The 21,978-nt window shown below is 62.6% G+C and carries 21 protein-coding genes; 4 read left to right on the top strand and 17 right to left on the bottom strand.

Annotation, left to right across the window (positions count from 1 at the left end):
• Positions 1-35: 35 nt before the first annotated feature.
• The 5 genes from BJ994_RS03555 to BJ994_RS03535 all read right to left on the bottom strand — a co-directional run bounded on the left by BJ994_RS03555 (position 36) and on the right by BJ994_RS03535 (position 5,360).
• Complete coding sequence (locus BJ994_RS03555; RefSeq protein WP_167991549.1) at positions 36-1,115, bottom strand: glycoside hydrolase family 130 protein; 1,080 nt, start codon at positions 1,113-1,115, stop codon at positions 36-38.
• Positions 1,116-1,121: 6 nt separating this feature from the next.
• Entirely contained in the window at positions 1,122-1,877 is a 756-nt protein-coding gene (locus tag BJ994_RS03550) for a carbohydrate ABC transporter permease (protein WP_245192385.1), read from the bottom strand.
• A 175-nt stretch (positions 1,878-2,052) separates the two neighbouring features.
• Positions 2,053-3,003 carry a carbohydrate ABC transporter permease gene (locus BJ994_RS03545; protein ID WP_167991548.1) on the bottom strand — a complete coding sequence of 317 codons (951 nt, stop codon included), beginning with the start codon at positions 3,001-3,003 and terminating at the stop codon, positions 2,053-2,055.
• Between the two features lie 13 nt (positions 3,004-3,016).
• Entirely contained in the window at positions 3,017-4,312 is a 1,296-nt protein-coding gene (locus BJ994_RS03540) for an extracellular solute-binding protein (protein ID WP_167991547.1), read from the bottom strand.
• 31 nt (positions 4,313-4,343) lie between these two features.
• Entirely contained in the window at positions 4,344-5,360 is a 1,017-nt protein-coding gene (locus BJ994_RS03535; protein WP_167991546.1) for a LacI family DNA-binding transcriptional regulator, read from the bottom strand.
• A 234-nt stretch (positions 5,361-5,594) separates the two neighbouring features.
• On the opposite strand from BJ994_RS03535, the gene BJ994_RS03530 reads away from it, so the two are divergent.
• Entirely contained in the window at positions 5,595-6,335 is a 741-nt protein-coding gene (locus BJ994_RS03530; protein ID WP_342450265.1) for a M50 family metallopeptidase, read from the top strand.
• Between the two features lie 8 nt (positions 6,336-6,343).
• On the opposite strand, the gene BJ994_RS03525 is transcribed toward BJ994_RS03530, so the two are convergent.
• The 4 genes from BJ994_RS03525 to BJ994_RS03510 all read right to left on the bottom strand — a co-directional run bounded on the left by BJ994_RS03525 (position 6,344) and on the right by BJ994_RS03510 (position 10,017).
• On the bottom strand, positions 6,344-7,366 hold the full coding sequence (locus BJ994_RS03525; protein WP_167991545.1) for a glycine betaine ABC transporter substrate-binding protein: 1,023 nt from the start codon (positions 7,364-7,366) through the stop codon (positions 6,344-6,346).
• The gene (locus BJ994_RS03520; RefSeq protein WP_342450438.1) at positions 7,367-8,068 is read right to left on the bottom strand and encodes an ABC transporter permease; all 702 of its coding nucleotides are present in this window, start codon (positions 8,066-8,068) and stop codon (positions 7,367-7,369) included.
• Between the two features lie 91 nt (positions 8,069-8,159).
• Entirely contained in the window at positions 8,160-9,440 is a 1,281-nt protein-coding gene (locus tag BJ994_RS03515; protein WP_167991542.1) for an ATP-binding cassette domain-containing protein, read from the bottom strand.
• Positions 9,433-10,017, bottom strand: coding sequence for an ABC transporter permease (locus BJ994_RS03510; RefSeq protein WP_209067344.1), 585 nt, complete (start codon positions 10,015-10,017; stop codon positions 9,433-9,435). Before BJ994_RS03510 ends, BJ994_RS03515 begins: the two co-directional genes overlap by 8 nt.
• A gap of 272 nt (positions 10,018-10,289) precedes the next feature.
• On the opposite strand from BJ994_RS03510, the gene BJ994_RS03505 reads away from it, so the two are divergent.
• Positions 10,290-10,697 (top strand): hypothetical protein, encoded by a 408-nt coding sequence (locus BJ994_RS03505; protein WP_167991537.1) that lies wholly within the window; start codon positions 10,290-10,292, stop codon positions 10,695-10,697.
• On the opposite strand, the gene BJ994_RS03500 is transcribed toward BJ994_RS03505, so the two are convergent.
• The gene (locus BJ994_RS03500; protein ID WP_167991534.1) at positions 10,672-11,706 is read right to left on the bottom strand and encodes an adenosine deaminase; all 1,035 of its coding nucleotides are present in this window, start codon (positions 11,704-11,706) and stop codon (positions 10,672-10,674) included. The two genes, BJ994_RS03505 and BJ994_RS03500, sit on opposite strands and share 26 nt — an antisense overlap.
• A 106-nt stretch (positions 11,707-11,812) precedes the next feature.
• Here BJ994_RS03500 and glsA point away from each other — a divergent pair, with 106 nt between their 5' ends.
• On the top strand, positions 11,813-13,627 hold the full coding sequence (gene glsA / locus BJ994_RS03495) for a glutaminase A (protein WP_167991532.1): 1,815 nt from the start codon (positions 11,813-11,815) through the stop codon (positions 13,625-13,627).
• Here glsA and BJ994_RS18075 read toward each other — a convergent pair.
• Together BJ994_RS18075 and BJ994_RS18070 are read right to left on the bottom strand one after the other, a co-directional pair.
• Entirely contained in the window at positions 13,624-13,866 is a 243-nt protein-coding gene (locus BJ994_RS18075; protein ID WP_425339399.1) for a GNAT family N-acetyltransferase, read from the bottom strand. The two genes, glsA and BJ994_RS18075, sit on opposite strands and share 4 nt — an antisense overlap.
• 35 nt (positions 13,867-13,901) lie before the next feature.
• Positions 13,902-14,066 (bottom strand): GNAT family N-acetyltransferase, encoded by a 165-nt coding sequence (locus BJ994_RS18070; protein WP_245192660.1) that lies wholly within the window; start codon positions 14,064-14,066, stop codon positions 13,902-13,904.
• A gap of 194 nt (positions 14,067-14,260) precedes the next feature.
• Between BJ994_RS18070 and BJ994_RS03485 the strand changes: the two genes are divergently transcribed.
• Complete coding sequence (locus tag BJ994_RS03485) at positions 14,261-16,279, top strand: NHL repeat-containing protein (RefSeq protein ID WP_167991530.1); 2,019 nt, start codon at positions 14,261-14,263, stop codon at positions 16,277-16,279.
• 131 nt (positions 16,280-16,410) lie between these two features.
• Here the strand turns inward: BJ994_RS03485 and BJ994_RS03480 are convergent, their stop codons facing one another.
• From BJ994_RS03480 to BJ994_RS03460, 5 genes are all read right to left on the bottom strand, one after another.
• A complete protein-coding gene (locus BJ994_RS03480; protein WP_167991527.1) occupies positions 16,411-17,415 on the bottom strand; it encodes a hydroxyacid dehydrogenase in 1,005 nt (334 codons plus the stop codon).
• Positions 17,412-18,326: a carbohydrate ABC transporter permease gene (locus BJ994_RS03475; RefSeq protein ID WP_167991525.1), complete on the bottom strand. Its 915-nt coding sequence runs from the start codon at positions 18,324-18,326 to the stop codon at positions 17,412-17,414. The genes BJ994_RS03480 and BJ994_RS03475 overlap by 4 nt, the downstream gene beginning before the upstream one ends.
• Positions 18,323-19,285: a carbohydrate ABC transporter permease gene (locus tag BJ994_RS03470; protein ID WP_167991523.1), complete on the bottom strand. Its 963-nt coding sequence runs from the start codon at positions 19,283-19,285 to the stop codon at positions 18,323-18,325. The genes BJ994_RS03475 and BJ994_RS03470 overlap by 4 nt, the downstream gene beginning before the upstream one ends.
• A 79-nt stretch (positions 19,286-19,364) precedes the next feature.
• A complete protein-coding gene (locus BJ994_RS03465; protein ID WP_167991520.1) occupies positions 19,365-20,666 on the bottom strand; it encodes an ABC transporter substrate-binding protein in 1,302 nt (433 codons plus the stop codon).
• Between the two features lie 112 nt (positions 20,667-20,778).
• A complete protein-coding gene (locus BJ994_RS03460; protein ID WP_167991518.1) occupies positions 20,779-21,888 on the bottom strand; it encodes a substrate-binding domain-containing protein in 1,110 nt (369 codons plus the stop codon).
• Between the last annotated feature and the right edge of the window lie 90 nt (positions 21,889-21,978).

Below are 21,978 nucleotides of genomic sequence, written 5' to 3'. Positions count from 1 at the left end.
GAGTCATCAACGGCGAGGGAAGGACGATGCGGGAATCATCTCCGATCGAGGCGTGCGACACCGATTTTCGAGTCCGCCATCCCGTAGAACACGAACAGTTGCCCGTCGATCTCCTCGATCGCCGTCGGGAAGACGACGTTGGGCACGATGCCCGATTTCTCGTCGTCCGTCTCCGGTGCCAGGAGCGGTTCGCTGCTGCGGGCGATGACCTTCGACGGATCATCGGCGTCGAGGATCATCGCGGCGGCCGTGTAGTGGACCTTCTGTTGGTGGTCGAACGCCGACTTCTCCAGCGCACCCGCTACCCCGTGATGAATGATCAGCCATCCCTCGTCAACCCGGATCGGTGCAGGGCCGCCGCCGATCTTCAGCTCCTCGAAATCAAACTCGCTCAAGGCAACGAGGCGGTGCTTGCCCATGTGCACGAGGTTGCGGAGGTCCCGCTGAACTTCCTCGACCGGGACGTAGGAGATCCAGATACCCGGGCGGTTGTCGGTGACGCCGGCCGGCAGGTGCTCACCCTCACCCTCACGGATCCAGCCGAGGTCCCACATGGGGCGGTGAAGCATGGCGTAGGAGGGGACGCCGTCGGGATCATTCACCGGTTCGGGGAAGAACACGGCGTCCTTGTTCGGGAACAGGTTGAGGTCCATCGAGAGGGAGGGCTCGTACTCGAAGAAGCAGGGTCCCAGACGGTCCCAGGTCCGCAGGTCCGCAGAATGGGCGAACGCCAGGCGCGGACCCAGCGGGCCATAGGCCACGTAGGTCATGAGGTGCTTGCCGAGCGAGGGCACCCACGTGGTGCGCGGATCCTCGGTGCCGGCGTTGTTCATGCCTCGTTCCCAGCCCTCGTCCGGCCCGAGCACAACGCCGAGGCGCTCGACGCCGGTGGGCACCCCGTTCTCGATGATCACCTTCGCGAGCCCCACGCGGGATACGTTGCCCTTGGCCACCAGGCGTGGAAGTAGGTACAGCTCGCCGTCGGGACCCCGGCCGCTGGCCGGGTTGAGCACGCCTTCGGCTTCGAAGTCATTGCCGTCCTCCGGTGTCATGATTACGCCGGCCCGGGTGAGCGTGTACGGCACGGTCGGCAGGAGAGTTTTCTGGGAAGTCATAGGAGATTAGCCCTTTGCGCTGGATCCGATATTGGTCGAGATGAATTGGCGTTGGAAGATTATGAACAGTCCGACGGCGGGAGCTGCGAGTACGCAGGCACCGGCAAGGATTGCCCCGAACGGGTTGGCGGCGGTTGCCGCAACGTTGGAAATGTAGTTGGCCAGCGACACCGCGAGCGGCTGGTAGGCCGCGTCCTTGGTGACGAGGAAGGGCCAGAGGAATTCGTTCCAGGGCCCGATGAAGGTCAGCAGGATTGCGGTGACGATCGCGGGCCGCACCAGCGGGACGGCGATCCGCGTGAGGATCCGCATCTCGCTGGCCCCGTCGATGCGTGCTGCCTCGAACAGGGATGCGGGCAGCTGCAGGAAGTACTGCCGGAACACGAAAACGGCTGTGGAGTTGATCGCGAACGGCAGGATCATGCCGAGGTACGTGTCGGCCAGTCCGTAATCCCGCACGATCAGCACGTAGAGCGGAATGAGCAGCAGCTGGAACGGCACCATCTGGACCAGGAGCATCAGCGCGAAGACCACGCCCCGGCCGCGGAAGTGCATCTGCGCCAACGCGTAGCCAACGGGAATCCCGAAGATCACCGTGCACAGAATCACCCCGCCCGTGAAGATCCCCGAATTGATCAGCCCGCGGAACAGGTTGATCGATTCGTTGATGAGCACATAGTTCTGCCCGGTAATGTTGCCGAAGTTCGGGAAGGCTCCGGCAATCGAGGTATCCGGCTCTGTCTGCAGCGAGCCGATCAGCATGTAGTAGAACGGGAACAGGAAAACGAACGCGCCCAGTGCCAGGAGCAGAAAGCTCAGCGGCTTGAGGCCGTTCTTGCTCTTCTTCCGCCCCGAGGTTCGTGGGGGCGGCGCGGGCGAGCCGGGTGGCGTCGTCGTCGTCGTTTTGGTCATTGTTGGCTGGAAATCCTTGGCCATGTCAGTCTTCCTTCCCGCCGACGAGGCGTCGCTGGATGAGCGCAATGACAAGCACACCAAGTACCAGCACGACCCCGAGAGCGGCCGCCGTATCCGGGTTCCCCTGCAGGATTCCCTCCTGGTACATGAGGAAAACGGGCGAGGTTGATGCGCCGTCCGGTCCGCCGCCGCCGGTGAGCAGGTACGGCTCCGTGAACAGATTCGCGCCGGTGATAGTGGCCAGCAACGTCACCAGGACACTCGCCGACCGCACGCCGGGGACGGTGATGCTGAAGAACTGGCGCACTTTTCCTGCGCCGTCCACCGACGCGGACTCGTAGAGCTCCTCGGGGATGTTCTGCAGCGCCGCTAGGTAGAGCAGGATGAAGAATCCCAACTGCTTCCACGTCACATAGAGCGCGACGGTGGGCATGGCGAGCGTGGAATTGACCAGCCACGATGGATCCGGCGCCAGCGGCCCCAAAAGCGCGTTGACCAGCCCGTTCTGCGAGAACAGGAAAAGCCAGACGCCGACGACGGCGACACTCGCCGTCACGTACGGCACGTAGTAGCTGACGCGGAAGAAGGTCCGCAGCCGTTTCACCCGGTTCAGCGCATTGGCCAGGATCAGGGACAGCGCCACGGTGAGCGGAACGTTGATGATCAGGAAGACGCCGATGTTGAGGAAGGACCGGGCAACGTCGGGATCGCTGAGCACCTGGATGTAGTTCTGCAAGCCGACGAACGGGCGCTCAACCGCCACTCCCGGTGCTGTGAAGAAGAAATCGTGGAATGAAATGTAGACGGCGTAGCCCAGTGGATACGCGAGCACCGCGAGGATGAAGATCACGTACGGTGCGCTGAACGCCAGGCCAAACGGCTGCCGTCCCAGGAATCTCTTGCGCCGCCGGGGAGCGGGATCCGGGGTGGGGCCCGGATCCCGCAGCTTGCCGACGGCGGAATCGGTGGTCACCGTCTACACCTACTTACTCGGAGACCAGGGTGTTGATCTCTTCGGCTGCGCCGCTGAAGGCGTCCTCGATGGACTCGTTGCCGAAGATCACCGATGAGCCCCACGCATCGCGGAAGGTCTGCCAGACCTCAACCGAGTTGGGGACGTTGGGTACCTCGACGGCGCGGCTTGCCTGGTCCGCGAACTCAACGTACGCAGGGTTGGCCTCGAAGTAGTCCGGATAGGTTCCGGTCAGGTCCTGCCTGATGGGCATCTGGCCGGTTGCTTCCAGCAGGGCGCGGTCCTGCTCCTCGCTGGTGGCGAACTTCATGACTTCCCACGCGGTCTGCTTGTTGTCGCAGGCCGAGTAGATGGCCATGTTCTTCGCGTCCGAGAAGGTCGACGTTTCCGCTCCCTCTTCGAGGCCGGGGACCGGAGCTGTGCCCCAGTTGACCTGGTCGCCGTAGACCGGGATGGCCCAGGGACCGGAGATGGCGATCGCAGCCTTCTTGTCCACGAAGGAGTCCCCCGTGTACGCCTCCTGCGAAGACAGACCTTCCTCATACATGGTGCGCCACATCTCGGCGACGGCCAGGCCCTCTTCGGAGGTGAACGTCGCTTCGCCGTCTTCGACAAGCTGGGTGCCGCCGGTAGCTGCTGCATAGAACGGGTAGAAGTCGAACCAGGACTGGAAGAACTCACCGGCAGGCGAGGGCCACATCGCGTACTCCGCAGCACCGGACTCCACCAGCGTGCGGGAAGTTTCCAGCAGCTCATCCTGGGTTCCGAGCGGCGGGTTCTCCGGATCCAGGCCCGCTTCGGTGAACATGTCCTTGTTGTAGTAGAGGACTACGGGGTTGGATTTCCACGGCAACTGGTAGTACTGGCCGTCCGCTGACTTGTACTGCTCCGCTACCTCGCCGCTGCGGGATTCGATGTATTCGACGCCGTCCTCGAAGGTATCCAGCGGAACCAGCCCGCCCATCTGCTGGAACTGGGGTACGGCGACCGGCGCTGTGTTCATCACGATGCACGGAGCGTTGCCGGCGGTGATGGCTGCGGCAATCACCTCCTCGGAACTGGTGCCGGCGGGGATCTCCTGCGCGGTGATCTCCTGGTCCGGGTTGGCTTCATTCCAGGCTGCGACCATGTCCTCGCCCCAGGCGACCTCCTGCTGGTTGTTGGAATACCAGATGGTGATTGGCCCGCTGGTGAGTTCGCCGGCGTCGGTGGTTCCGGCGTCGCCTCCCCCTCCGCAGGCTGCCAGGCCAAGCCCCGTCAGCGCGGTGACTGTGAGAGCCAGGGTGCGTTTTGTGGTTATGCGCCTCATTGCGTTCTCCTCTTGTGATACTTCGGGTGTTTTATGCGGAAGGCTCAGCTGTTGAGCCGCGGACGATGAGCTGGGGTGCCGGAAGGATGACGTCCTCGCCGTCGTGCTTTCCCTCCAGCTGGTTGAGCAGGACCTGCGCCGCTGTGCTGCCCCACAGGAGCGGATCGCTACCGATGCTGGTGAGCGCCGGGTTGAGGTACTGCGCGAATTCGGTGTTGTCGTAGCCGGTGATCGATATGTCCGTAGGGATGCGGAGACCCTGCTGCTGGAGGTAGGACTGGCCGGCTGTGGCCATGATGTCGTTGGCGTAGACGATGGCCGTGGGCCTTTGATCCCGCTCCAGAAGCTGGGCGGTTGCTGCCGTGCCCTGCTGAGCGCCGAAGTCCGCTTCAACGAACATGTCCGTCGGCAGTCCATTGCGTTCAAGCGTCGCTTCCCAGGCAAGCCGACGGCTCAGGCCGTGAATATAGTGCTGGGAGCCGCCGACGTGGGCGATCCGGGTATGCCCCAGGTCAACCAGGTGCTGCACGGCGCTGCTGATTCCCTCGGTGTCGTCCATGCAGACCGCGGGAAACGGAGAGGCCAGCGTGGGCCGGTTGAGTGTCACGGCCGGTAGTCCCAGTTCCAGCAGGAGGGCGATGCGGGCATCATCGGTCCGCATGTCGCTGAGGATCACGCCGTCGACCCGGCCCTCGTGGACCAGGCGCCGGTAGCTTGCTTCCTCCGCGCCCTGCTTCGCAGCGACCGTGAGGACCAGGGAGTAGCCGCGGTCAGCCAGCGTGGTCTCGATTCCCGCAATGAAAGAGGGGAAGAACGGATCCGTACCGAGCAGGCGCGGATTGCGTGCAACTACAAGTCCAAGCGCGTAAGCCTTGGATGAGGAGAGAGACTTCGCGCGGAGGCTCGGGCTCCAGCCCAGATCCTTTGCGGCGGTAAGGATCCGCCGACGCGTTTCCTCGCTTACTCCGGCTTGACCGTTGAGGGCGTAGGATACGGCGCCCTTGCTGACGCCTGCGGCACGGGCAACGTCACTGATGGTTACCGCCATTGGTGTCCTCCTGGTGATACAGCTCACTGAACCGGTTCAGCAAATACTACTAAACCGGTTCAGTTCCGCGCTGTCAAGAGGCATCTCGCACGCCTCCCGCGCGATTCCGTGCAGGTCTGCCGCCCAAGACCCGGCAAACAGCGGCGTGTCGTGAGCAACACGCCGGTGCAGTCCGCCAGACCTGCACGGAATGATCGCGGAGAGCACCCAGCAGCGTCGCGTACCATCCGTCAGGTGGAACTGACAGCGCAGTGGTGGGACCGGATTCTGGCGGGCTTCGCCCGGAGCCAGCCGCCCGAGTTGAGCCTGACCGAGGTGGGAATCATCCTGCTCATCGCGGCGGCGCTGTCGATTCCGCGGGCTACGTGGCGCTATTTCGGCCTCTTCAGCACCGTTGTGCACGAACTTGGCCATGCCTTCGCTGCGCTGATGACCGGCCGCCGGGTGACAGGAATCCGGCTGAACTTCGACCACTCCGGGCTCACGACGTCGTTCGGCCGCCCCGGCTGGCGGACCGCCTGGGCGAGCTTCTGGGGCTACCCGGCGCCCGCCGTCGTCGGCGCCGTTCTTATCTGGGCAGGATTTGCGGGCTGGGCGCCGGCCACGTTATCGGTGGGAGCGCTCGTGCTGCTCGTGTCGCTGCTCTTCATCCGAAACGCGGGCGGAGTGCTGATCCTGCTGGGCGCGGTGGCGGTATCCACGGTCCTCGTGCTGGCAGTGCCTCCGGAATTCACCGGCCACGTTGTCGTGGCCCTTGGGATTGCGCTGCTGGTCGGCTCGGTGCGCGACCTCGGCAAGGTCGCCGCAGTCCACGCACGACGACGGCGGGACCGCGGACAATCAGACGCCCACCTCTTGTACCGCGCCACTGGTATCCCGGCTGCTGCCTGGCTGGTGCTCTTCGCCGTCGTGATTGCGGGGTCCCTCGCGTGGGCGTGGAACTCGGTAGCCGCAGGGCTCGGTCTGTGGCCGTAAGTTGAGATCTACTCCTCGCCGAGCGGCCCCTCCGGCTCAGTGATGAATCCCTGCTCAACCATGAAGTCGAACGCCACGTCAGCAGGCTCCTCGCCCTCTACATCCACCCGGAGGTTCATTTCCCGGAGCGCCTCGTCGGTGAGCGTCGGCGCAATCTGGCCGAACACCTCGGCCAGCTGGGGGTATTCCTCGAGCGTTTCCGTGTAGTACACCGGCGCGGCGTTGTAGGCAGGGAAGAAGCTGCGATCGTCCTCAAGAATGGTCAGGTCGAGGGCGTCAATCCGGCCGTCTGTTGAGAACACCTCGCCGAAGTTGCAGTCGCCGTTGTCCGTGGCGGAGTACACAGCACCGGTGTCGTAGATGCCGATGTTGTCCTCCGGGACACCCGTGGGCGTACCGCGTTCCATGCCGTAATGCGCGAGCATCGGCGTCAGACCGTCAGGCCGTGAGTTGAATTCAGCCTCCACGCAGAACGTCCGCTCTTCCACCGGCAGCTCGGCGATCTCCGAAATGGTGCTGATACCGCCGAGCTCCTCAACGGCCTCACTGCGCACCGCCAGCGCGTACGTGTTGTTCAGCGGAGCGGGTTCGCCCCAGGTCAGCCCGTTGGCGAGGTCCGCCTCGTATACCGCCTGCCACTGCTCCTCCTGGTCAGGGATGCCTTCCTTCTTACCGAGGTAGGTGAGCCAGGCGGTACCGGTGTACTCCCAAGTGACATCCGCCTGGCCGGATAGCATCAATTCGCGCACGGGCTGGCTGCCCGGCACGTTGGTGAGGTCGGTGACGTCGAAGCCAGCCGCCTGTGCTGCGAGAACCGAGATCTTCCCGAGAATGAGCTGCTCCGTGAAGTTCTTCGAGGTGACGGTCAGAGGCGCACCGTCCACCACCTCGGTGATGCTGCCTGGCCCGGCAGCAGGCACATAGGAGGTGGCCGATTGCAGCCCACAGCCCGTTGCCAGGAGACCGGCAGAGAGAACGACGGCGGTTGCCGCGCCTCGGCGGACGGCGCCGGGAAGTGCGGAGAAAAGCATCTAGAGTCCCTTCGGCCGGGCGACGTGTTCGACCACGCGCCCGATCCAGTCGACAAACAGTGCAAGCAGGGCCACCAGAATGGACCCGGCGATCAGGACGGTGGTGAGGCTGAGGTTCACACCCGTGATGATGAGAATCCCCATGCCGCCGCCATTGATGAAGGCCGCCAGCGAGGCGCTACCCACCAGCAGCACCAGGGCGGTCCGGATGCCCGCAAGCATCACCGGTACGGCCAGGGGCAGCTCCACCTTGAACAGCACGGCGGCGGCGCTCATCCCCATCCCGCGACCTGCCTCAACCAGACGCTGGTCGACCTGCGTAATGCCAACCATGGTGTTCCGCAGGACGGGCAGGATCGCATAGAGGACCAGTGCAATCATCGCGGCGGTGAAACCGAATCCAATAGCCATGGCCAGCAGCACAACGAGGCCGATAGCCGGTGCCGCCTGGCCGATATTCGCCACCGCGAGCACGGGGCCTGTGAAGCGTCGAAAGGCCGTGCGCGTGAGCAGGATCCCGAGCGGAATCGCGATCAAAAGCGTGATGAGGGCGGATACAGCGGTCAGAACCAGGTGATCCAGCGCATTTCCGAGCAGGCTGTCCGGTGCAAGGGTGATCAATTCGGTGTCCGACAGATCGGCTGTCAGGAGCCAGACCACCACCGCTGCAAACACCGCGAGGATGCCCAGCAACTGGGAGATGAGCGGACGCCAGGAGGGGCGCTTTACCTCGGAATGGACCTTGGCGGTCTCCTCCGGTGCCTGCGGCGGTGATAGCTGCGTGGTTGTTGTGTCACTCACCCGGGCGCTCCCCCACTGAAGCAGACTGCGCTTGAACGGCGTCGAGCGTGCCGGTGTTGATGCCCACCGGACGCCCGTCGGAGTGCGCCGTCATGGCCTGCTTGTGCGCCCGGGTGATGGCGTCCATGACCGTTTCGACGTCGATCACGCCAAGAAACGCATCGCGTCGGCCGGTCACGAGCGCGGCACCCGCGCTCGAAACCAGCATGGTGTCCAGCGCATCGTTCAGGGTGGCGCGGTCACCGACCACAGGAAGCTTGGCGTCGACGTCGTCGTTCACCCGCTCAAGGCGCGAGAGCTGCCGACGGGTGAGCCACTGGATGGGCCGGCGTCGCGAATCGACGACGACGGCGTGGTCGTGGCCTGCCTCATCGAGGCGGGAGAGCACATCGCTCCCGAGGTCGCCGATATTGGCGACGACCGCGTCGGCCAACTCAACCTCGTTGACCCGTGTGAGGGTGAGCTGCTTCAGGCCAGCGCCGGAACCGATGAAGTTCTCGACGAACTCGTTGGCGGGATCCGCGAGGATCCGCTCCGGCGTGTCGTACTGGACCAGCTGCGCGCCCTCGGTGAAGATGGCGATCCAGTCGCCGAGCTTTACGGCCTCATCGAAGTCGTGGGTGACGCAGACAATTGTCTTCTGCAGCTCTTCCTGGATGTTGAGGAGCTCATCCTGCAGCCGCTGCCGGGTGATCGGGTCAACCGCCCCAAAAGGTTCGTCCATCAGCAGGACCGGAGGGTCCGCTGCTAGCGCGCGGGCTACGCCAATGCGCTGCTGCTGACCTCCCGAGAGTTCTTTCGGGAAGCGGTCGCGGTAGGTGGCGGGGTCAAGGGAGACCAGTTCGAGGAGTTCGTCGACGCGAGCCGCGATCTTCTCCTTGCTCCAGCCCAGCATCTTGGGGACAATCCCGATGTTCGTGGCCACCGTCATGTGCGGGAACAAACCGCCGGCCTGGATGACGTAACCGATGCGCCGGCGGAGCGCGTCGCCGTCGATGTCGGTGACGTCATCCTCGTCAAGGACTATGCGGCCCTCGGTCGGCTCGATCAGCCGGTTGATCATCTTCAGCGTGGTCGTCTTGCCGCAACCGGACGGACCGACCAGCATTACGATCTTGCCCGCCGGGATCTCCATGGTGAGGCCGTCTACGGCGGGCTTTTCCTGGCCGGGGTAGCGTTTGGTCACCTTGTCGAGCAGGATGCTTGCGCCGGTGACGGCATTTCCCGTACTTGCGGGACCTGTGTTGTCGGGCTTCTGGATGGTCTCAGACACGGATACCTCGCGGGGTTGTGATGCGGCCGAGGCCGACGAGTAGAAGGTCAAGGATGAGGGCAAGAATGATCACGGCGACGACGCCGGTGACCACGGATTCGACGGCGTTCGCGCCGCCAAGCCGGGACAGGCCAGAGAAGATGAAGCCGCCGAGTCCCGGGCCCAGCGAGTAGGCGGTGATGGCTGCGATGCCCATGACCATCTGCGCGGAAACCCGGATTCCTGCCAGGATCACGGGCCAGGCCATGGGAAGCTCCACCTGGACCAGCGTGCGGACCCTGCTCATGCCGATACCGCGCGCGGATTCAACGACGCCCTTGTCGATCCCGGTGAGGCCGACGACGGCGTTACGCAGGATCGGCAGTGTGGCGAAGAAGGTCACAACGATCACCGCCGGTGTCACACCGAAACCGAAGGGTGCGATGAGCAGACCAATCAGCGCGAAGGACGGAATGGTTAGCCCGACGGCAGACACACTGTTGGCCAGTGACGTCAAAGCGCCGCTGCGATACACCAGCGCTGCAATTGCCACGGAGAGGACCGTGGCAAGGATGAGGCACTGCACCACCAGGCTCATGTGTTGCCAACTCGAGAACAGGATCTGGTTGAACCTGTCTCCTACAAATTCCAGCACATCAAGACCTTCTTCACAGTGGTTACGTATCGCTGAGCCGTGGCCGCAGGCGGATTTCCCGAACGAAGCCAGCGACCACCATAAGCACACGGAGGTAAAGGTTCCATCACGCAAGGATCACGGAGCGGTCACTATTTGAATCGTCAAACACTGGCGTTCGACAGCGGGACGGACATAGGCTCGAAGTCCAGGCCACAACTTTGCAGGAGGTTTCAGTGATCGCGAGCCACATTCCGCTCCGCTTCAGTACAGGCGCGTTCATCCTCAATTCCGGTTTGACCAAACGGAACATCGACCGTGACAGCGCGGGCTATCTGCAGGGTATGGCGGCCAACGCCTTTCCACAGGTGAAACAGCTGGACCCGGAGAAGTTCGGCAAAGTCCTCTCAGCAGTCGAGACAGGATTGGGTGCGGCTCTCCTGCTCCCGTTTGTTCCGAGCCGGCTCGTGGGACTGGGGCTCGCCGCTTTCTCCGGCGGGCTGCTCGCGATGTACTTCCGCACACCCGAAATGACCGAGGACGACGACGTACGCCCGAGTCAGCAGGGCACACCCGTCGCGAAGGACGTCTGGATGTTCGGCATCGCGCTGGCGCTGATCATCGACGGTGGTCGGCGGAAGTAGGAACCTCCAACCGACCGCGAGACTCTATCTGCCAAGCCCCAATTTCGGCGAGCAGTTCGCGTCGGCGCGCGTCAGTGATGAAGGCTGAGCGCACAGAGTTCCTGGCAAGCTGCGCCAACTGGTTGGCATCGAATGCGAAGGTGCCCTGAAGCTGGTTGAAATTCTCGTCCATATATCCCCCGAAGTACGCAGGATCGTCGGAATTCACCGACACGTTCAAGCCGCGTTCCAGCATTTGGGGCAAAGGGTGATCGGTCAGCGTATCGACCGTCCGAAGCCGCACGTTGGATAAAGGACAGACGGTCAGCGGGGTCTGATCCTCAACCAGTCGCTCCACCAGGTTTTCGTCCTCCAAACAGCGGATGCCGTGGTCTATGCGAGCAACTTTCAATAGGTCGAGTGCTTCGCGGATATATTCCGGCGGGCCCTCCTCTCCCGCATGGGCAATGCATTTGAGGCCGGCCGCATGTGCCCGCTCGTAGAGCGCAACAAAGTCCCGCGGCGGGTTGCCCACTTCGGCTGAATCCAGACCGATGCCGATGATTGGCGCATCCATCGCCAGCAGGTTCTCAAGCACAGCCAACGCCTCCTCGGCCGGCTCATCCCGCAGAAACGCTGCTATCAACTCAGTACTGACGCCGAACTGCTCCTCGCTTGTCGCCAGCGCCGAAGCAACACCATTGACGCAGGTCTCGAGGGTTATTCCACGGGATAGATGCGCCTGCGGATCCATCATGACCTCTGCATGCCGCACTCCGGCCGCGGCTGCCCGCCTGAGGTAGGCGCGCGTCATGTCCGCGAAATCCTGCTCTGTCTGCAGCACAGCCATGTTCTCGTAGTAGAGGTTCAAGAAGGACTGCAGGTCCGTGAATTGGTACTGTGCGCGCAAATCCTCAAGGTTGGCGTATGGCAGTTCGATACCGTTGCGTTCTGCAAGCGCAAGGATCAGCTCAGGCTCCAGCGTTCCTTCAATATGCAGGTGCAATTCGGCAGTGGGCAGCAGTGACATCAAGTTTTCCCATCCGTTGCGTGTGAGGAAGTAAGCGTAATACCCCGCGCTCGTAGGTACGGACGACGGTCGTCACCGCGGCGCGGACCACAATAGTGTTGCAATTATGGAATCGCCGATCGAACGTTACCTGCAGAGGATCCATCAGGAGATTTCAAGCCTCAAGGACGGAAAGCCTTACAGCACCATTCCGGCGATGGCCAACGTCAATCCCGACAACTTCGGCATCTGCCTTACTACGGTGGATGGATACATCTACGAGGTGGGAGACACTCGGGAAGAGTTCAGCATCCAGTCCATCTCTAAGCCGTTCACCTACGGGCTTGCACTGGCGGACCTCGGTCTTGAGGCGGTGGACGAGAAGGTTGACGTAGAGCCGTCCGGGGACTCGTTCAACGAGATGTCGCTGGCCGAGGGTACCGGACGCCCCTCCAACGCGATGATCAATGCGGGGGCACTGACCGCCACCTCGCTCATCAAAGGGTCCGGCGGTAACGCACGCTTCAAACGCGTCCTCAACACGTATTCGGCTTTTGCCGGGCGTCAGCTGACCGTGAACAACGAGATCTTCGAATCGGAGTTGGAGCATGGGCACCGCAACCGGGCCCTTGCCCATCTGTTGAGGTCCTTCAACATCATTGAGGATGACCCCACTCCGGTTCTCGAGGATTACTTCCGCCAATGCTCGGTTTTGGTTAACTGTCTGGACCTGTCGATCATGGCCGCAACACTGGCGAACAGCGGCCGGAACCCGATGACGGACAAACAGGTGATGGAAATAGTGCCTATTGAGCGCGTGCTTTCCGTGATGACCACCTGTGGAATGTACGACGACGCCGGAGCCTGGATCAGCACGGTTGGCATGCCTGCCAAGAGCGGCGTGGGTGGCGGTACGATCGCGGTGCTCCCTGGTCAGGTGGGGCTCGCCGTCTATTCACCGCCGCTGGACGAACATGGCAGCAGCGTGCGCGGCATGGCGACCAGCCAGCGGCTCTCCCGCGACATGGAACTGCACTTTGTGCGTGCTGCCCGCACCGGTAAATCGGCGATCCGTTCCACTTATGACATCACCGCGTCGCCGTCGGGTATCCGCCGCAATGACGAGGCCATGGAGATTCTTCGCAACCATGGCCACCGTGCCAGGGTCATCGAGTTGAACGGTGACCTCCTCTTCGCCGGAACGGAGTCGATGGTCCGCGAGTTGAGCGCGCTGGAAGAAAACGTCGAGCTGGTGATTCTGGACCTCCGCCGGGTGGATGAAGTTGCAGATGTGTCGCTGCGCCTGCTTGCAGAAGCCCGGGAGAATCTGGTTGAGGACGGACGGGAACTCGTCCTGATTGACAGTGAAGGCACCCTTGCCGAAACCTTTGAGGACGTCGACCGCGACGTACCGACCTTCGACACCCGAACCGCCGCCGTCGAGTGGTGTGAGAATCAGCTGATCACCAGATATGGCGACGAACTGAGCCTGCCGAGCCGCGTGGACATCGCCGAATGCCCGGCGCTGAACCCGCTGAGCACCGACGACGTGAGGAAACTGGCCGAGCGGATGGAACCGCGCGAGTACCAGGACGGCGAGGTGGTCCGCCGCATTGGGCAGCGGTTCGGTGGCGTGTTCTTCATCCTGGCCGGAAAAATCACCACCTCCGTGGCAGGTCCAACGGGCCACCGCGTCAAACTCACTACCCTCAGCGCAGGCATGACCTTCGGCGAACTGGCCCTCGGCAGCGATGACCGTCAGGAAACCACGGTGAAGGCCGCCGGCAATGTCGAAGTAATGGTGCTCACAGCGGAGGCGATATCGCGCTTGGAGTCGGAGGACCAGCGGCTTGCACTCGAACTATGGAAGGCCCTCACGCGGGACGCCTACACCCGGGTTGACCTATACCTTCGGGAGACCGCGATACGGATCCGGGACTAAGTCATCGTAGAACGCGGGTCTGCGGCGAGCAGACCCATCATGATGGCATCGATCCACTCGCCGTCCCAGTAGAGCGCGTCCCGCCGGCGGCCCTCCATCCGGAAGCCGCACTTCTCATAAACACGCTGCGCACGTGGATTGAAGGCGTAAACCTCAAGACCGATGCGGTGTACACCAACCACATCGAACGCGTGCATGACGACGGCGCGGGTCGCCTCTGTGCCGTAGCCCCTACCCAGCAGGCTCTCTCCATTGAGGGCAATCCGAAAACCAATTACGCTTCGACCTGCGGCTTGGTGAACTGCTGATGGGTACCGGTGAGCCGCATCGTTTCTGCGTCCTGTAGCGCCGCCCAGGATCCTTCGGAGTGCTCCGGGCCGAGCGGCTCCAGGCGCAGGCGCGCAGTGGTGAGCGTCGCGGGCGGAGTGAAGCAACTCATGGTGCCTGAGGCTACACCCTGTTCCCTATACAGGGTTTTCCGCGCTGGAAAGGCACGGTCCCCCGGCTCGAACCCCGCCGATGTTCACTTTCTGTTTGAGTGAGCGAAAACTGTGGATCTTGTTCAAGTGCAGTTGCTATACCTTTTCACACGGCCGTTCAACGAAGTCGCCGCGTCAGACAAAGGAGTTCGACATGAACCAAACCGCATCCCCATCTTTTTCCCGTCGCCGTCTGCTCGAACTCGGCGCCATCGGCGGCCTGGGCGGGTTGTCGCTCGCCGCAGGCGTTTCGCCCGGCATAGCCTTCGCCTCGCCGGGCAGGACCGCCGGCGGGGTGACCGTCACCGATCTGGGCCCCGCGGTGCTGAACTTCTCGTTGGCGGCCGGCATCCCGGTCGGCAACGACAAGGTCTATGTCGCCTCCCGCAACATCGAACCGATGCGGATTGTCGGTTTTGACCTCACCACCGAGAAGGTCACCAGCATCACGCCGTGCCCCGGGATCAGCACCCAACTGTTGGCGGCAGATCCGGAGGGCCGCTACCTCTACTCCGCCATCCGCGAGTACGACTCCGCACCCGGTCCCGGATTTATCCGACTGGATCTGTCGAAGGCAGGGGCCCCCAAGGAGGATCTCGCCGCTATTCCCGGGCTGGACCCGTATGCGGTCACAATGTCGCCCGATGGGGTGGTCTTCTTCGGTGGCCAGGAAAAAGGCCCCAAGCTGCGGCAGTACGATCCCAAGACGGGACAGCTCACCGTAGTGGCCACTCCGGACCCGAACGTGCCAATGATCCGCAGCCTTGCATCCACGGAGACTACTGTCTACATCGGCACCGGTGCGGTGCAGGGGGTCACCCCGACCAGCACAAAGGCCGGTCTTTTCACCCTGAACCGCGCCACCGGAGAAGTACGCTCCATCCTTCCGCCGCAGTTCGCGAACAAGATCGAAATCCGTGAACTGGAGATTATGGGTGGCGAACTGTGCGTCCACTGCCGGGGCGGGGGCTACGCCGCGCTCGCCTTCATCAACCTGGCTGACCCGACCCAACAGCGGGTTATCGAGGGAACTGGCGGCCGGATGCCGAAGAGGCTCGGCGACAAGATCTACTGGTCCGGCTCGGGTGGCGTTCGGGAGTACTCGCTGACCACAGGCGCGAGCCGGCTGATCACCCCCGCTGGGCTGGATATGGGTGAGCTCTGGGGACTCTGGATCCGTGGCGACAAGGTGGTGGTGGTCTCAGCTTTCGGGCTTGTAATCGAGATAGACCCGGCGACCACCGAGGGCAAGATCTATGACCTGGTTGCTGGTGGCGCGCCGGTCGGTCCGCAGCTGGCGATGTCGGTCGCAGCCGGCGCAAAGTCGGTCTACGTCGGCGGCACCAATGCTGTAGGTCGGCACGACCTCATCACCGGCGAGCAGTCCCGCATCCTTGCCCCGGGCGAGGCGAAGGACACGCTGATTTACAACGGGGTTGCGTTCTTCGCCCAGTACAACTCTGGTGGCATCCTGACCTTCAACCCCGCGGTCGACGACGGGACGGCACGCAAGGTTGCCAGTTCCTACCCGGCCCAGAACCGTCCGCATCAGATCGTCTGGGACGATGTAAATCAGATTGCTGTGGTGGGATTCCGTTCCGACACGCTGGACGGCGGATCGGTAATGACGTTTGATCCGGCGACGAACGCAACTACCAACGCGGTCAATCCGATCGACGCCAAGCAGATGGTCCGAGCCGTCGTCTGCCACGAGGGCATCGCCTATTTGGGCGGTCAGACCACGGACAACCGTGGCGGGACCGTAGTGGCCTGGGACCCGGTTGCGCAGCGCGAGCTGTGGCGGATGACGCCGCAGACCGCGCCCACGGGCGTCACCGGGCTGGCGGTTCGAGGTCGCCACCTCTATGTGATGTGCTTCCGCGGGGACTTCTTCGTGGTTGACCTTGCCACGCGCGAAGTCGTCCATCAAGGCAACCACGGGCCAATGGTGCCAAATTACGGCACGCTCCTGGTCAGTCGCGGTCAGGTCTACGGGGCCTCGAGCAAGGCGTTCTTCCGCTTCGATCCCAAGTCCTTTGCCCGGACCGATCTGGTCCCCGACCTCGACGGCGAGTGGTACGGAATCCCGCGGGCGGCTGTTGACGAGCGTGGACAGTTCTACGCAATCAAGGGCCGCAACCTGGTGCGGATCGCGGTGACTCCCCGAGCATGACCCACACGCTGCGAGCAACTGCCGAAAATTGACCCGGTAGAGCGACGGCAAGTGTCGCCTCGCTACCAAAGCAAACGACGACGTCGGCACCTGACCTGGGTGCCGACGTCGTCGTTTGTTCGTGGTTTCATCTAGGCCATGAGCAACAGGTCCTCCACGGCAACACGGTGGACCAGTTCGCCTCCCTCGGCCACGCGATTCGCTTCCTCGATTGCGGTGACCGCCAGGCGCTGCAGTTCCGTACCCAGCGAACCCGCGGCGTGCGGTGTCAGCAGTACATTCGGAAGGTCATACAGCTGATTGTCGGCCGGCAGATCCCACGGCGTGGTGACATCGAGGATGGCGTACAGGTCTTGCTTGCACAGACGCCGGATGAGGGCATCCTGGTCAACCAGCTCGCCCCGCGCCGTGTTGATGAACGTAGCGCCGGGCTTCATCAACCCGATGACCCGCTCGCTGATCAGGTTGTGCGTTGAGGCCAGGGACGGGGCATGGAGGGAGATGACATCACTCGTGGAAGCCAGTTCGTCCAACTCCACGAGGGTGACCCCCAAATCCCGCGCAACAGCAGCATCAAGGTAAGGATCGGCTACCACCACCTCAAGCGCGTAGGGTTTCAGGAGCTCGATCACGTGCCGGCCGATGCGAGATGCGCCAACCAGACCCACGCGCTTCTCGAAGTTGCCCATCTCCGGGAACATGGCATCCGGATTGATATGACCCCTTGTCGACTTCAGGGCGGCGTTGAGCTGCAGCACCTTCTTGTTCGCCATGAGGATGGCCGCGACGGTGTACTCGGCCACGGGTACGGCGTTGGCGGTAGCAGCCGTGCTCACTTCGATACCCCGGGCCCAGCAGGCGGCATCCAGATGGTGCTTCACTGAACCACCGGCATGGATGACGTACCGCAGCTTCGGTGCCCGGTCCAGCACGGCTTCATCCACCATGGGAGCACCCCAACCCGTGATCAGGACCCCCACCCCGGGCAGCACAGCGTCCGCCAGGGGCGAGCGGAAGGTAGTGAGGGGTTCATCAGCGAGCACCGGGAGGCTGGAGCCGAGATGTGCCCGCCTCTGCGGAGGAAAGATCCGGGCGAAAACATCCTCGCCCATGCTGAACGCGACGTTGAGACTCATTTGATGCTCCCTGCCGAAAGACCGGCTTTCCAGAACCGCTGCAACATGATGAAAGCAGCGATCAGCGGGATGATCGAGAGCAGCGAGCCCGTAATCACCATGGGTACGTAATCAGGTAGAAGCGTTGTATAGCCCTGCCAGGTAGCCATACCCAAACTTACGGGGAAAAGCTCCTGGCTGGACAGCATTACCAGGGGAAGCATGTAGTTATTCCAGACGTTCACGAACTGGAACAACGCAATAGTGATGAAACCCGGCATGATCATCGGCAATGAGATTGAGATGAATGACCGGATGGAACCCGCACCGTCAACGCGGGCGGCTTCGAGAGTTTCGTCCGGAATGTAGGACGCTGAGAACACGCGGGCCAGATAAACGCTGAACGGATTGCAGAGTGCAGGCAGGATCATCGCCCAAATAGTGTTGGTGGCATTCACCGTGGAAGCCAGCAGGTAGAGGGGAAGAACAGTTGCGGTGTTCGGAATCAGCACCCCGACCAGGACGAAGGCAAAGAGCTGGTTCTTGAAACGGAACCGGAACTTATCAAACGCGTAACCGGCCATCACGGAGATGAGCCCGCCGAATACTGCGCCTACTCCGGCGTACAGGAAACTGTTCAGGATCCAGCGGTAAAACAGGCCGTTGTCCTGGGTGGACACGGCAACCACGTTGTCGATGAGTGCGCCGCCGAAGCTGAGCGCGTTCAGACCGTACAGTTCGTCCACGCTCTTGGTGGACGCGAACAGCAGCCAGGTAATGGGCAGGATCATGTAGGCGGACCCAAGGATCAGCAGGGTGTTGACGGTGACCTTGCTGCCCATGGGCTGCCGGGTGGTGGTTTCAACACGCTCCGGCTCAGGACGGCTCTTGCGAGTGGCTGAAGTCTGCGGAGGTCTGGTTAGCGTGCTCATCCCTTGCTGCTCCTGGAACTGAATCGAGTGACGACGAATGAAAGTACAGCGGCCAGCAGGGCGATGATGATGGAGGCTGCAGCGGCGAGGTTCAGGTCCTGCCTGTTGAATGCGGCGTCGTACGCCCACATATTTGGAACGAAGGTGCCGGTCACCGCCGGCGTGGCTTTGGTGAGAATCTGCGGCTCGGTGAAGAGTTGCAGGGTCGCGATCGTGGTGAACAACATGATCACACCGAGCGCGGGGGCAATCAGCGGCAATTTGATGCTGATCGCAGTGCGCAGTTGGGAAGCACCGTCGACGACGGCGGCCTCCAGTACGTCGCGCGGAACAGCCTGCAGGGCGGTGAAGAGAATGATGACGTTATAACCCGTCCACTCCCAGACTCCAATGTTCACCATGGCCCGCAACACCAGCTCGGCGGAGAAGAAGTCGATGGTGATACCACCGTTGGCGAGAGTCGAGACAATAGGACTGACGCCCGGGCTGTAGAGGTAGGTCCAGATCAGTGCGGCGATTGCTCCGGGGACGGCGTGCGGCAGGAACAGGAGTACCTGGAAGGTTTTCTTTGCCCGTGCCACCACCGAGTCCAGCAGGAGTGCCAGGAAAATGGCTCCGCCCAGCATCAATGGGATGTACATCAGGCAGTACAGGCCCAGACGGACGAAGCCGCTGACAAAGGTTTCCGAACCGAGCACATGCTGGTAGTTCTCGAGGCCGACGAACAGTGTTTCCGCGCCGCCGAATCCCAAGCCGCTACTTCTTTCGGAGAAGAAGCTGAGCCCCAGCGAGTAGATCACCGGAGCGATCATCGTAAGGATGAACAGGGCGAAGAAGGGTATGAGGAATATGGAAGCTGTGCGGCCTCCGCCTCCCTTATCGACGTTCTTGCGCGGCTTCCGCGTCAGCGGCTTCGCTTTCGCTGCGCTCACCACGACCGCAGTATCCGGACTGGACATCCCAGATCTCCTTGTAAAGGTTGTCCCTTGCGTCCCGGGCCCAGCTCGAAGCGGGTCCGGGACGCATGTGGGATGTGTACTATTCGGTGACGGAAAGGCCGGACTGCTCGAGACCTTCCACGGTTGCCGCTTGGGCGGTTTCGAAAGCGTCAGCCACTGACGGGCCGTCCGGCGCAACCTTGCTGAAGGCATCCTTCAGGGCGGTGTTGGTGATCTCGTAGTTCGGTCCCCACTGCCAGCCGGAGTTGATCGTTGCTGCTGCGGCGTCGAACACTTCATAGATGTCGTTGCCAAAGAAGGTCGCGTCATAGGCTTCCTTGGCTGCCGCGGTCAGGTCCGGGTCGGCGAAGTAGGCAGAGCCGGTGTCGCCCCGGGCTCCTACAGCCGCCGGATTCGTGGCCGCATACTCAATGAACTTGGCGGCGGCAGCAGCGTTCTTGGAGGACTTCGGAATCACGAAGCTCGATCCACCGAGGAGGGACCCGCCTTCGCTTGGCAGCTGTGCAGCAACCCAGTTGCCTTCCTGGCCCTCAGCGCGTGCACGGATACCGGTTGCACTCCAGCTTCCGCCGAACAAACCTGCGACCTTCGAGTTTGTGATGTCGGCGGTCCATTCGTCGCTGAATGCGTTGACGACCTTCAGGATTCCCTGGTCGATCAGGCCCTGGTAGCGGTCAGCGACCTCGAGGGAGGCGGCGTCAGTAACGCCGACCTTCCAGGTGTCCTCCTCAGCGGCGAACCACTGCGCTCCGTTGGCCCAGGCCTGGCCCGCGAGCATGGGTGCTTCGTTGGGGTTGAAGGAAGCCAGCGCCACTCCGGGGAACTTCTCCTGCACAGCGAGCCCGGCTGCTTCGAATTCCTCCCAACTGGTGGGCACCTCCACGCCGGCTGCCTCCAGCATGTCTGCCCGATACCAAGCAACCATGGGCGGGGTGTCATACGGTGCAGCCCAGGTCTGGTCACCGAGGGTGACCAGGTCCTTGATCGAAGGCTCAATTCCGTCAACCATTTCGGCGGGCAGCACCTCATCCAGCGGAATGACGTTGCCGGACGTTACGAACTGGGGCAGGGATGCGTACTCGACCATTGCGACGTCGGGGGCGTTGCCGGCCTCGATGGCGGTTGTCAGCAGCGCGTTGCCGCCGTTGGCCGTGTTGGCTGCCTCTTCGAAAGTGACGGTGATGCTGTCCTGGCTTTCATTGAACGCTTCTGCCACCTTGTCCATGCCGGCGAGTGCGGACGAGAATCGGATTTCTCCGCTCGCATTGCCTGCAGGTGATGCGTCTTCCCCAGGGGCGCCGGCATCGCCGCCACATGCAGAGAGGAAAAGGGCGCCGACGAGAAGGCCGACGCCGAGGGTTGTTGAACGGGACTTGCGCATTGTGTTTCTCCTCACAACAAAGCTTCTAGTCCCACCATTGAATGTGTTCAGAACTGATCAGGTCAATCACATTGTGTTGAGTTGAACAATATTGAACATAAAGGTTTCGGTACTAGCCGTCTATGGTCACGGCGCTTGTGTGGGCAGCCCCAGTGGACTCGCGGACGATGAGACTTGGCGCAAGATTGACGCTGCGCAATACATGCGAGGCCGCGCCGCTCCCGCGGTGCGACAGCCGCTCCATGCACATGGTCACAGCCGAATATCCGACGTCGCGCTTCGGCGGTGCCACGGCGGTAAGAGGCACGCCGGCCAGTTCAGCCACCTCGTCGTCGTAGGCCACAATCGAGAGGTCCCCCGGAACCTCGAGCCCTGACTCCTGGGCGATGCCCACCAGCGCGATTGCCTCTTCATCGGGGAGCACCAGCACGGCGCGGGTGTCGCTGGCCACGCAGTCGTCGAGAAACGCTCGAAGGACGTCCCGGTTGTTCCCAATGCCCGGACCTGCTCGGGTGAACTCGATGACCGGCGCGTCCGGTTCGAGCCCAAGGCGCTGCACAGCCCTTCCATGGCCCTCTCTCAGCCATGGTGCCGTGGGACTGGTGGCTACGGCCAGACCTATCCTGTTGTGACCAAGGGAGGCCAGATGACGCACGGCAAGTTCCGCCCCGTAGCTGTGGTCGGACATCACCGATTCGAGGCTTGCCCCGGCAAGCTCAGCGCGACCGGAGCGTTCCACGAGCACCACCGGCACTCCCAACCTGGAGAGCAGTTCCAGTGTGGGCGAACCATCATCGGTTGAGCCGGAACTAGCCAGGAGTATCCCGTCCACACCGTTGGCGACGAGCCGCTCCAGTTGGCGGCTCTCCTCCTCAACTGAGTAGTTGCTGACCCCGAGCACGAGCCTGGCGTTGTGGACTCGTGCTGCCGCCTCTGCGCCGCGGATCACGGCGGGAAAGTAATAGCCCGACGTCGGCACGATGAGCCCGAGCGTAGCCACCGGCCGTGCGCGCCGTCCGGCGGCCGCGCCTGCGCGTTCAATACCGGCCGGCACCGCTCCCCCATGGACGCGCTTCAGCAAGCCCTGGTCAGCGAGGTGCGCAAGGTCCCGTCGGATGGTCATCCCCGACAAGCCGGTTCGTGCTGCAAAGTCATTGACCTTCAGCGTCCCCCGGAGCTCCAGTTCCCGGAGGATCTTTTCGTGGCGTTCTTCTCCGAGCACAACTACCCCTCTATCGACCTGCTGCTGTGTTCACTAATGTCCAGATGAGCATATCGCCCCAGAACTGAACATAGAAGTACCTGTTACTGA

Source organism: Arthrobacter pigmenti (assembly GCF_011927905.1).
GTDB classification, from domain to species: Bacteria; Actinomycetota; Actinomycetes; order Actinomycetales; family Micrococcaceae; genus Arthrobacter_D; species Arthrobacter_D pigmenti.
Note: the sequence above shows the minus strand (reverse complement) of the source record. Positions and strands in the feature narration are given on the sequence as shown.

Coding starts and splice junctions, on each gene's coding strand:
- BJ994_RS03470 (WP_167991523.1), bottom strand. CDS start 19,285: ATGTCCAGTCCGGATACTGCGGTCGTGGTGAGCGCAGCGAAAGCGAAG.
- BJ994_RS03500 (WP_167991534.1), bottom strand. CDS start 11,706: ATGTCACTGCTGCCCACTGCCGAATTGCACCTGCATATTGAAGGAACG.
- BJ994_RS03475 (WP_167991525.1), bottom strand. CDS start 18,326: ATGAGCACGCTAACCAGACCTCCGCAGACTTCAGCCACTCGCAAGAGC.
- BJ994_RS03485 (WP_167991530.1), top strand. CDS start 14,261: ATGAACCAAACCGCATCCCCATCTTTTTCCCGTCGCCGTCTGCTCGAA.
- BJ994_RS03540 (WP_167991547.1), bottom strand. CDS start 4,312: ATGAGGCGCATAACCACAAAACGCACCCTGGCTCTCACAGTCACCGCG.
- glsA (WP_167991532.1), top strand. CDS start 11,813: ATGGAATCGCCGATCGAACGTTACCTGCAGAGGATCCATCAGGAGATT.
- BJ994_RS03465 (WP_167991520.1), bottom strand. CDS start 20,666: ATGCGCAAGTCCCGTTCAACAACCCTCGGCGTCGGCCTTCTCGTCGGC.
- BJ994_RS03480 (WP_167991527.1), bottom strand. CDS start 17,415: ATGAGTCTCAACGTCGCGTTCAGCATGGGCGAGGATGTTTTCGCCCGG.
- BJ994_RS18070 (WP_245192660.1), bottom strand. CDS start 14,066: ATGAGTTGCTTCACTCCGCCCGCGACGCTCACCACTGCGCGCCTGCGC.
- BJ994_RS03555 (WP_167991549.1), bottom strand. CDS start 1,115: ATGACTTCCCAGAAAACTCTCCTGCCGACCGTGCCGTACACGCTCACC.
- BJ994_RS03535 (WP_167991546.1), bottom strand. CDS start 5,360: ATGGCGGTAACCATCAGTGACGTTGCCCGTGCCGCAGGCGTCAGCAAG.
- BJ994_RS03550 (WP_245192385.1), bottom strand. CDS start 1,877: ATGCTGATCGGCTCGCTGCAGACAGAGCCGGATACCTCGATTGCCGGA.
- BJ994_RS03525 (WP_167991545.1), bottom strand. CDS start 7,366: ATGCTTTTCTCCGCACTTCCCGGCGCCGTCCGCCGAGGCGCGGCAACC.
- BJ994_RS03510 (WP_209067344.1), bottom strand. CDS start 10,017: ATGAGCCTGGTGGTGCAGTGCCTCATCCTTGCCACGGTCCTCTCCGTG.